This window comes from Streptomyces sp. HUAS CB01, from assembly GCF_030406905.1.
Taxonomy (GTDB): domain Bacteria; phylum Actinomycetota; class Actinomycetes; order Streptomycetales; family Streptomycetaceae; genus Streptomyces; species Streptomyces chengbuensis.
Genome location: NZ_CP129137.1, coordinates 2,212,995 through 2,222,072, shown reverse-complemented (window position 1 = coordinate 2,222,072; position 9,078 = coordinate 2,212,995). Strand labels below are relative to the sequence as shown.

Here is a 9,078-nt window from a genome sequence, read left to right as displayed (position 1 = left end):
TGCGTCGGCCGCGCGGGAGGCCGGTGCGCGGGCAATCACATGCGTCGAGGGAGCCGCCTGGTTGAGGCAGCTCCCTCGGCGTGCGAGGTGCGTCATCGGGTCAGACATCGGCAAGGCGGTTGGCGAGGTGCAGCGCCTTGGTGGCCACGGACAGTGCGGCGTGAAGACCGATGGTCTCCAGGAGCGTGGGATGGACTACGCGGATCCAGTCTCCGGGAAGGTCCGGCCATGTGGCCAAGGGGACGTCCGTCGAGGCCAGGCCCAGGCGGGCGACGACGTTCATCCCGCCCGATGGGGTGGGTCCCCAGTACAGCAGAACCGAGCCCGGACGCACGGGATGTGGATCTCGCACGGACACCCAGGTCGTCGGGATCGGCTTGACGGCGGACTGGGGCACGGAGCGGACGAGAGCGCCGCGTGCGCCGGGAGGCATGGGACGTTGAGCGATGTCGCCGAGGAACAAGGCCGGACGCGGAGGTTTCTTCGCGTCCGCCGGGAACCGCGAGCGCGAGCGGCGGTTCACACGTCGGCCCAGTCGAGCTGACCGCGGACCTCGGGCGGCAGCACGCCCTCTTGACCGTTCTCGGCGAGGTAAACGGCGCCGTCCGGGCCGCTGACCTCAACGACGCGTCCGACGCGGTGGACCTGGGGCCAGTCCGGGTTGATGGCGAAGTACAAGGGGAGATCCGGGTCAACCGCCTGGAGCTGGCGGATCAGCTGACGAACGGTGATCTGATGGGGCAAGACGGTCTCCTGAGCTGGTTGAACGGGGTGGTCTGGCGTGGATCAGACGCAAGGGCAGCCGCGGTTGGGGGAGGCGATGAGCGCGGCGAGGAATCCGGCCACGGCCTGGGCCGGGACACCGGGCCCGAAGGTCTCGCTCCAGGCCACCTTGTCGTCGGCGTCTTTGACGTGGATGTGCCAGAGCTCGCCGCGCGCGGCCTCCTTGGTCTCGGGGAGGAACCCGACGTACACACGCTGATCGGGACTGGAGCAGTGGACGTTCGCGTACGGGTCGGAGGAGACGTCCCAGCCCTGGTGCCGGAGCAGCTCGACCACCGGGGTGGCACAGTGGCAGTCGAGCAGCCATTTGCGGTCGCCGAGCGTGGGGTGAGGAGCGGCGACGGGGACCTCGACCGGTGTGGTGGCGATGAGCGTCATGAGGAGAAGACCCTTCGTTGACCTGGGGTTTTTCGAAGCGGTCGTACGTTGACATGGTCGGCCGACAGGTCTCCAGTCCTTCCACGGGGATGGGCGTCTGCCGTGGGCGAACTGGGTCGGGGGAGCGATCGCTGGTGAGCCCTGGAGGAATGTAGCGGTTGCCCCGGGAGCTGTTCCCGGGGCAACCAAAGGAAGGAGAGGAGGGGCGTGCTGAACGGGACGATGCGTACGTACGACGAAGCCGTGGACGATGTGGTGGCGGCATCCGTGGGGCGATCTCGTATGGCGGACGGCAGGCGGATCGAGCTGAGCGTCGAGGAGCTCGCGCTGATGGTGCGAGGCGCGGAGGAAGGGCCCGGCCAGGAGAGCTGCAGGCCCGACGGGCACTAACGGCGACTCGTTCGAGTCGCCAGGTTGGTGGACACCACCTGGCTGGTGTTCTGGGCAACTGGAGGACCGTTCACCGCTTCCGCAGCTGAGCGGGCGCGAGCGGCTTCCACTCGTGGTGTGGCTGACCGTGCCAGTGAGCGCGTGAGGCCGTCGACGAGGTGGTTCTCGGGGTAGGCGTCGATCACCGAGCGGATGGCGTGGATACGGGCCTGGCTGCCTGCGCGGGCGCTGACCAACTCGGCGGAGGACGTACTGACCTGCGTGAGCTCGTAGAAGAGTGGGGCACGGTCCGGGCGGGTGAGGCGGTGCAGGCGCTGCTGATGGGCAGAAACGTCGCTGTCGTCGATGACGAGCGCTGTTCGTATCCTGAGTACGGCGACCAGCGCGGGGTCCTGGACCTTTCCCTCGCGGAGGAAGTGGGTCAGCTGGTCCACGGGATGGCCCCAGGCGGCGTGGATCATGGCGTCGGCAGCAGCGAGATCGGATTCGTCGGGCACGGGTGGCTCCTGGGCACGGAGATGGGGCTGAGGTTTGTCGTTCATGACCGCCCCGCCGCGACTCGTCGGCCGTGGTTGGGGCGGGCTGGCAGGAGGGCGGTGGGGCTGCACGTGGCTGCCGGGGCGCGGCTGACAGGGCGAGCTGCATGGGAGCGTGCGCGTGCGGCTGCGGCGCGCCGGACGTCCAGCGGAGTCGGCACCGGGGGAGCCGTGCGGCGTATCCGGGCGGCATTGCGGTTTCGCTTGGGGACCTCGGACTCGTAGCGGATTACGGGGGCGGGGTCGGCCAGCCGGGCGGTGGTCGCCGCGATGAGGTCGACGGGGACCGCGGTGGTGAACGTGGCGTACCAGCGTGAGCTGTAGCCATCGTGGCCACCCCAGAGCAGCCAGCGGTCCTGGTCGCCGCGTAGTTCGGCGTGGGGATCTAGGATGCCGCCCCTGTAGGTGAGGCCGGCGAGTTCGTCGGGCGCGGTGAAAAGGGTGGTGAGCTGCCAGTCTCCTCGCTTCCATCCGGCGTCCCCCAGGGGACGAAAGCCCTCCTCGGCTGGCCGAGGAGCGCCGGTCAGGACTGCGTCCGGGTCCTCGGAGTAGCGGGCGGCGAGGGTGGTGGTGAAGGCCGTCACCAGCTCCGTCGGCGTGTTGGCGTCGAAGGTGGCGAGCCAGTCGGGCGGTCCGAAGGGATCGCTGTGGGCGGCGACCTTCCACAAGGTGTTGTCCGGGCCCTCGGGCAGGAAGCCGAGCCGGACATGCTGGTCCAGGGAGGAGACGTAGACGTTCGCCAGCTCGTCGCTTTGAACCGTGAAGCCGTGGTCGAGGAGCGGCTGCAGCGCCGGGTCGCCGATGGTGGTGGAGCCGGCCAGGTACAGCGGCGCGACGTGGATGTCGCCGTCGAGCGGGCGGGAGGGCATGCGGGGATCTCCGGGTGTAGGCGGTAGAGCGTCAGCGCTGACGGCGCGAGCGACCGTGCGCGGTAAGGGATGCCGACGGGACTGCGGCCTCCGGCCCGGGCGTGTGGGCTGCGTACGGCCGGCGGGCTCGCGCCGCTTGGGTCCGGGGCACGGTGGCTGCCGGCTCGGCGAGGCGTACGTTCGCCAGGGCGCGGTGTCGGTCGGGGATGTCGCCGACGAAGCGCGGTACGGCGTCCGGGCTGGTGAGGGTGACGGCGGCGGCAGCGCGCAGGTGCTGCGGGGTGCCGCTGCTGAAAAAGGCCCTCAAACTCGGCACATGGACGGGATCGACGCCGCCGGACAGGCGCCACATGGACTTCTCCGGCGTCTGCAGCTCGGTGTACTCGTCGAGCCACCCGCTTCGCGTGCGCAGGGCCGCGTGCTTGTCGGGTGAGACGGTCCAGTACGGCCGACTTCCATGGACCGCTTGCCAGTTGCCCTTGCGCAGTACGTCCTCCGGGCCGAGGCCGGTGTAGCGCTCGCCACCGCTGAGGTAGTCGCGGAAGTGCTGGGGCAGGCCGTGGACGAGCGTCTCGGTGAAGGCGGTGACGATCTCGTGGGGTGTCTCGCGGTCGAAGGTGGCGATCCAGTCGGGAACGCCGAGCGGGTCCTCGGCGTAGGTGATCGTCCAGCCGCCGTAGTGGCTCTCCACGGGGTTGGCGATGCGGACTCGCTGGCACGGGCTGGTGTAGTACGTGTCCGTGCCGAAGGCGACGGTCTTCGTCCAACCCGAGGCGTTGTCGAGGACGCCGAAGACAGCCTCCCTCGGTCCGGGACCTGCGAGGTGGACTGGTGCGACGAGGACCTCCGTATCCGGGGCGAGGCCGTCGAGGTCGAGGGGCGACATGGTGAGGCACCTCCGAGGTGCGGTGAACGAAAGGCTGGGCTTCATGGCCGACGGCGCGCTCGCGGCGCGGCGGCGGAGGCGGCGGCGGGGGCTGGCGAACCGGCGTGCGCCGAACTCGCGGTCCCACGCGTGGACCGAGACCGCGCTGCCTGGGCACGGCGGTCGTGCGGCGGCGCTGTCGCTGCGGATGCCTCGCGTTCGCGGTCCAGTTGGTGAGCCGCGGTGCGGTACGCGGCCTGGTCCTGGCGCTCGCCGACGGCCAGGAGGTAGATCTCCCGGCGGTGCTGCGAGGACGCCGGCGCGTCGCGGTACTGGATGACCATGCGCCAGCGGGTCTCCGGATCGACGTAGATCTTGTGACAGCCCGCGAGCTCGCGGGTCAGCGCCGCGCCACGTTCGTTCCCGTGGACCAGGTGCTGCAGCTCCAGCAGGGCCAGGTCACGGATTCGATCCGGGACCGAGCGTAGGTCGGCCAGGGCCTCGGGGTGGGCCGCGAAGGCGTACCGCGCCCGGCTCACCGCGCACCCCGGCCGGAGCGCGGTACGGAAAGAAGGGCCGGTCGTGGAGCCGTGACAGGCGCCGGGGGGACCGCGAGGCCGGCGGTTCCGGCGAGCGGCGAGCGGGTGCGGGCGGCCAGGGCCCTGTGGACGCTCTCCGGGGCCGGGGCCATCGGGAGGGGAGCGTCGCGGTCCATGGCCCAGGCGTCCGCTGCCTCCACGCTGGTGAAGGCGCCTTCGCGCACCGTGTAGGAGCGGAAGTCTTTGGCCGTCTCCTCGAGGAAGAGGCGGTAGGGGGCGTGCGCGGAGGCCGGGTGGCTGTCGTGGACGAGAGTGCGCACCTCGGTGCCGAAGTCGAAGGAGCCCGGGTTGTCGGTGTGGTGGTCGATCACCTCGTACCGGCCGCCGGGGTTGCTCCGGAGTAGGTCCTCCAGCCGCGAGGTGAGCGCGTCGGCCGGGCGTGGCCCATGGTTGCTGGTCGGCACGGCGGCCTCCGGCGGACAGCCCCGGCGGGTGAGCCAGTTCTGCGCGAGCGGCACGACGGGAACACGCTCGTAGTCGAAGGCGAACGTTCGCTGCTCGACGTCACGGGTGAGGTGGAGCGCGACGTACTCCGCCGTGCCGGGCGCGTCCCAGATGGCCGCCCGGTCGTAGAACAGCAGGTAGCTGTCGCGTCCGTCGGCGCTGTGGTGCTCGGCTAGGGGGACGAACATGTCGTCCGAGATCGTGACCGAGAAGAAGTCCTCTTCGACTCGCTCGGTGGCTGCTTCGAAGCCGTCGATCCGGTAATCCGGCGCCTGGGTTTCGTATGCGTCGGTCACGTCAGGCTCCCGCGGGCTCGGGCGAGGCCAGGAGCCGGTGGTTGGGGCGGGTCGGGCTGGTGGTGCACGCGCCGAACGGGCCGTCGGGCATGCGGAGTTGGAGCAGGGTCGGGTCGAGATGGTCGCGGTGCCACGTCGATGGACCCGTCAGGCCGGCCTCGGCGTCGGTGAGCTGTTGCCAGGCCAGCCACAGGGCATGCAGGCGGGCCACGGCCTCGGGATGCTCCTGCCACTGCTGGCACCACGGGCGGCCGGTGGTGATCTCCCGCCCGTAGACCGGCAGCAGCAGGTCGTGCACCCAACGCGTCAGCGCCGCGAGCTCCTCGGCGTACGCCGTACCGTCGAACGCCAGGATGAAGGCAGACGCGGGCCGTTCCTGTGAGCCGTCCGGCTCGGCCGCCGCCGCGTCGGCGGCCGAGCCCTCAGCGGGACCGTGCCCGGCTTCCCCGCCCTCGTCGTCCGAGGGCGGGGCGTCGTCGATGAGCCGGGCGAGCGTCTCGCCCTGCTTACGGCTCTCCGCGACCAGCCTCGTGACCGTGGCGACCAGATCGTCCAGATCGTGGTCCGCCACGCGTATCGGCTCGCTGTCCTGAGCGGGTTCAGCCATCGCTACCCCTCCGCAAGATCGGGTGGTTGGGGTGGCGAGGATCCGGAGAAAACCAGGTTTGGCCAGGCCGGGAATCCGGTGTAGAGAGTGCCGTTCACCGCGAGCCGTGATGGCTGCACACCGCGACGGGAGGAGCGAGGATCTCCAGCGCGCGAGCCGCTTGCTGCGGCACGACTCCGTTGCCCAGAGCGGATAGTTGGGCTGGGCGTCCCAGTCCCGGAGTGGCCGTTACCCAGCCCGGTTCAAGCCCTTGCATCCACTCCACGAACAGCGGGCTGAGGCGCCCCGCGTCGTCGGTCGGCCGGGGCGCCGGGCGCGTGGCCCTCTCCCATCGGGCGACGGCGGCGGCGTACGGGCCCCACGTTCCCTGTCCGTCGACGGCTGAGGGGCGAACAAGGGAAGCACCACCGCCGAGAGCGGGGGCCGGAAGCCCGTGCCCGGTCGGCGTCCTGGAGTGCCGGTGTCGCTCGCCCGTGGGGTCGGCAGCAATCGGGCCGCCGCCGAGGGCAGCGTCAGGTCCCCGTTTCCGTGACGCTGGTTGGGTGACCCCTTGGTGCCGTCCGACGCCTTCGGCGTCGGCAACAACCACTCCACCTCGTCCGCCAGATTCGGACCGTGCCCGCCCTGTTTCCTCTTGGTCGGGTGCTGACTGCCACCGTTCGTCGCCAGGTTGCTCGTCGGCGTCTTCAGCAGAGGCGGTCCGCCAGGCGGGCCAGGCGACGAGGAAGATCCGCTCGCGACGGTGCGGGGCTCCGACGTCAGAGGCGCGAAGCACGCACCAGCGCGCATCGAACCGGAGGTCGGCCAAGGAGCCGAGTACGGCACCGAGTGCGCGCACAGCAGGCTGGCCTGCGGCGTCTCCCAGACACCACGGACAGGGTTCCACGTCGCCAGGGGAACCGGCGGGGGAGGTGAGGAGTCCTCGGACATTCTCGATGACCACCAGGCATGGGTTGAGGGCTTCGACTGCGCGGACGATGTTCAGCCACAGACCGGACCGGGTGCCGTCAGCCAGCCCGGCGCGGCGGCCGGCGACCGAGACGTCTTTGACAGGGGAACCCGGCCGTCAGGACGCACACCTCCGGGACATCGGCCCAGTTCACGGCCGTGATATCGCCGAGGTTCGGCACGCCGGGCCAGTGGCGGGACAGGATCCGGGCCGGGCCCGGATCGACCTCGGCATGCCAGGCGATCGTTCCACCGAGGACGGCCTGGACGCCGAGATCCAGACCGCCGTACCCGGAACACAGACTCCCGATCGACGGCCCCGGTGCCGCTGCCTGAAGGTCAGCGCGCATGGCGGGACACCGGCATGTACGCGAGACGGGTCGGCTCGGTCGCGGGGACCTTGGCCGGGACGCGGTAGATCGAGTTCGCTGGGCGTGCCGAGCGGCTGAGCGCGGCGAGGACGCGAGGCGGGGTGCCGTCGATCCGGTCGGCCGCGTGCCGCAGGGCGCCGACCGTTTCCTGCAGCGAGTCCACGGTGAGGTCCAGCCGGTCCTGTGCGACACCGAACGCGGCCTGGCGGGCGTCGCGAAGGTCCGCTGATGGTGGGGCTTCCGCGTACCTGCGCAGGAATCCGAGCTGTTCGAAGGCTTCGGTGTAGTTGTTCACTGCGCGTCCCGCCGGGGCGGACGCGCTGGTGTACGCGGCGATGACCGGGCCGAAGTCGAGGCCCGGGTCGTTGTCGGTGGCGCGGAAGAGGACTTCGTCCGACAGGTCCTTGACCAGTCCCGTCAGCGCGGTGAGGTGGTGGGACGCGGTGACGAGGTCGGGCAGGGAGTTCGTGGTGTACGACCCGACGATCGCATGGCGGGCCTCCTCGAACTCGCGGGCCACCGCGTACAGTTCGTCCCTCTCCAGGCCGGCGCGGCCGGTGTGGTCGGTCATGACGGGCTCCGATGATTGCGTCGGTCGGGGAGCGCGGCGCAGGAGGCGGCGGCCACTGCTGCGGGGGCCGTGGTGTTCGCGAGGCGGCTGCGGGCGCGGGCGGCGTCGATGCGGGCGGCAGGCTGGGGCGCACCGGGTCGGCTGGTCGGTCGCCTCGGCTCGGGTTCGGCTTCGTGTGCGAGGCGCAGGCGGCGGCGTACGTCTTCCAGCGGTTCGAGTGCGTGCAGGGCGTAGCCGATGAGCTGCCCGGGCGCGAGCGCGTCGCGGTCGGCCAAGGCGCCGACCTGCCGGGCCGACGAGGCGGCCGTGCGGAGGAGGGAGGCGTTGACGACCTGCTCGCCGAAGTGTTCGGCGGCTCCGCCCACGAGCGGATCGCAGATCCGCCTCACCCGCTCGGTGTCGAGCGTCCCCTTGGTGAGAGCGCCGCGACGCTGGGTCTCCCACAGCACAGTCAGCTGGTCGATGGGTTCGCCGCGATGGTGCAGGGCCCCCAACGCGCGGTAGATCTGCTGATGGCCCGGGTCGGCGAAGTCGCCGGGGCGGAGCCAGCGCACCAGGCCGAGCAACTGGTCGGGGCGGGAGGTGAGGCAGCCGAGGAGGAACTCCTCGTCGGCCAGGACCTGCTCGCCTGCCGGCTGAAGGCGCTCGGCCTTGGGCTCGTGCGCGGTGGGCGGTTGCACGGGACGTGCCTCGGTGCCCCAGCCGCGAGCCAGGTCGGCGAGTACGTCGTTCAGGACCTGGGCGTGGTGCAGCGTCTCTTCCACGGTGCCGGTCCGGCTGTCGGCGAGCGCGGCCTGGTGGAGACGGGCGGCGTGCTGGGCCACGCTGCGGTGGATGGCACCTTCCAGCACCATCCGCCCGTACACCGGGCCGTGACCGGGCCGCGGGCATGCCGACGCGAGGGAGTGCAGGTACGAGGCGGTGAGCCCGCGGGTTCGTGTGCCCGCCTCCCGTAGCGTGTCGGTCACCCAGGCCAGCGGGACGGGAGCGCCGGCCTTCGTGGCTGCAGCTGGGTGACCTTCGGCCCTGAGCTGGAGCATCGCGGCGTAGATCGACGTGTGCGCGGGACGGGAGAAGTGTTCCGGCCGCAGCCAGGGCGTGAGCCGGTCGAGCTGGCCGGGCTCCAGGAGGACCGCGCCGAGCACGGCCTGCTCGGCGTGGACGAGTGGCGTCACGACCGAACCTCGAATGCGGCCGTGTCCTGGGCCCGGATCGCGGCGACAGCGCAGTCGGCGGCGGCCAGGTCGGCGGCGAAGCGGTCCAGTTCACCGGTGAAGACGGGGTCCTGGGCGAGCAGGGAGCCGGAGGGGGACACGAGCCACCAACTGGCACCGCGCCGTACGGCGGGTGTGCCGGCGAGGCGTTCGGACCGGCGGACGCAGGCCCAGGACGGGACAGGGTGGGACATAGGGACACCTCAA

15 protein-coding genes are annotated in these 9,078 nt (G+C 71.2%); 1 reads left to right on the top strand and 14 read right to left on the bottom strand.

Features of this window, described 5'->3' with window-relative positions; translation table 11 throughout:
* Positions 1 to 100 precede the first annotated feature (100 nt).
* The 3 genes from QRN89_RS09860 to QRN89_RS09850 all read right to left on the bottom strand — a co-directional run bounded on the left by QRN89_RS09860 (position 101) and on the right by QRN89_RS09850 (position 1,161).
* On the bottom strand, positions 101 to 397 hold the full coding sequence (locus QRN89_RS09860; RefSeq protein ID WP_290348978.1) for an esterase: 297 nt from the start codon (positions 395 to 397) through the stop codon (positions 101 to 103).
* Between the two features lie 122 nt (positions 398 to 519).
* Positions 520 to 744 carry a hypothetical protein gene (locus QRN89_RS09855; protein ID WP_290348977.1) on the bottom strand — a complete coding sequence of 75 codons (225 nt, stop codon included), beginning with the start codon at positions 742 to 744 and terminating at the stop codon, positions 520 to 522.
* Positions 745 to 786: 42 nt separating this feature from the next.
* Complete coding sequence (locus QRN89_RS09850; RefSeq protein ID WP_290348976.1) at positions 787 to 1,161, bottom strand: SPDY domain-containing protein; 375 nt, start codon at positions 1,159 to 1,161, stop codon at positions 787 to 789.
* A gap of 207 nt (positions 1,162 to 1,368) precedes the next feature.
* Between QRN89_RS09850 and QRN89_RS09845 the strand changes: the two genes are divergently transcribed.
* Entirely contained in the window at positions 1,369 to 1,551 is a 183-nt protein-coding gene (locus QRN89_RS09845) for a hypothetical protein (protein WP_290348975.1), read from the top strand.
* Here the strand turns inward: QRN89_RS09845 and QRN89_RS09840 are convergent.
* The 11 genes from QRN89_RS09840 to QRN89_RS09790 all read right to left on the bottom strand — a co-directional run bounded on the left by QRN89_RS09840 (position 1,548) and on the right by QRN89_RS09790 (position 9,065).
* The gene (locus QRN89_RS09840) at positions 1,548 to 2,093 is read right to left on the bottom strand and encodes a hypothetical protein (RefSeq protein ID WP_290348974.1); all 546 of its coding nucleotides are present in this window, start codon (positions 2,091 to 2,093) and stop codon (positions 1,548 to 1,550) included. The genes QRN89_RS09845 and QRN89_RS09840 overlap by 4 nt on opposite strands.
* Positions 2,090 to 2,956: an SPDY domain-containing protein gene (locus QRN89_RS09835; protein WP_290348973.1), complete on the bottom strand. Its 867-nt coding sequence runs from the start codon at positions 2,954 to 2,956 to the stop codon at positions 2,090 to 2,092. Before QRN89_RS09835 ends, QRN89_RS09840 begins: the two co-directional genes overlap by 4 nt.
* 31 nt (positions 2,957 to 2,987) lie before the next feature.
* Entirely contained in the window at positions 2,988 to 3,842 is an 855-nt protein-coding gene (locus tag QRN89_RS09830; protein WP_290348972.1) for an SPDY domain-containing protein, read from the bottom strand.
* A 41-nt stretch (positions 3,843 to 3,883) separates the two neighbouring features.
* Positions 3,884 to 4,360: a hypothetical protein gene (locus QRN89_RS09825; RefSeq protein ID WP_290348971.1), complete on the bottom strand. Its 477-nt coding sequence runs from the start codon at positions 4,358 to 4,360 to the stop codon at positions 3,884 to 3,886.
* Positions 4,357 to 5,160 (bottom strand): hypothetical protein, encoded by an 804-nt coding sequence (locus QRN89_RS09820; RefSeq protein WP_290348970.1) that lies wholly within the window; start codon positions 5,158 to 5,160, stop codon positions 4,357 to 4,359. Before QRN89_RS09820 ends, QRN89_RS09825 begins: the two co-directional genes overlap by 4 nt.
* A 1-nt stretch (position 5,161) precedes the next feature.
* Positions 5,162 to 5,767, bottom strand: a complete 606-nt coding sequence (locus QRN89_RS09815) for a DUF4913 domain-containing protein (RefSeq protein WP_290348969.1) — start codon at positions 5,765 to 5,767, stop codon at positions 5,162 to 5,164.
* 94 nt (positions 5,768 to 5,861) lie between these two features.
* Positions 5,862 to 6,782, bottom strand: a complete 921-nt coding sequence (locus tag QRN89_RS09810; protein WP_290353644.1) for a DNA cytosine methyltransferase — start codon at positions 6,780 to 6,782, stop codon at positions 5,862 to 5,864.
* Complete coding sequence (locus QRN89_RS09805) at positions 6,775 to 7,065, bottom strand: DNA cytosine methyltransferase (protein WP_218839784.1); 291 nt, start codon at positions 7,063 to 7,065, stop codon at positions 6,775 to 6,777. Before QRN89_RS09805 ends, QRN89_RS09810 begins: the two co-directional genes overlap by 8 nt.
* Positions 7,055 to 7,657, bottom strand: coding sequence for a hypothetical protein (locus QRN89_RS09800; protein WP_290348968.1), 603 nt, complete (start codon positions 7,655 to 7,657; stop codon positions 7,055 to 7,057). The genes QRN89_RS09805 and QRN89_RS09800 overlap by 11 nt, the downstream gene beginning before the upstream one ends.
* A complete protein-coding gene (locus QRN89_RS09795; protein ID WP_290348967.1) occupies positions 7,654 to 8,832 on the bottom strand; it encodes a DnaB-like helicase N-terminal domain-containing protein in 1,179 nt (392 codons plus the stop codon). The genes QRN89_RS09800 and QRN89_RS09795 overlap by 4 nt, the downstream gene beginning before the upstream one ends.
* Positions 8,829 to 9,065: a hypothetical protein gene (locus tag QRN89_RS09790; RefSeq protein WP_290348966.1), complete on the bottom strand. Its 237-nt coding sequence runs from the start codon at positions 9,063 to 9,065 to the stop codon at positions 8,829 to 8,831. The genes QRN89_RS09795 and QRN89_RS09790 overlap by 4 nt, the downstream gene beginning before the upstream one ends.
* Between the last annotated feature and the right edge of the window lie 13 nt (positions 9,066 to 9,078).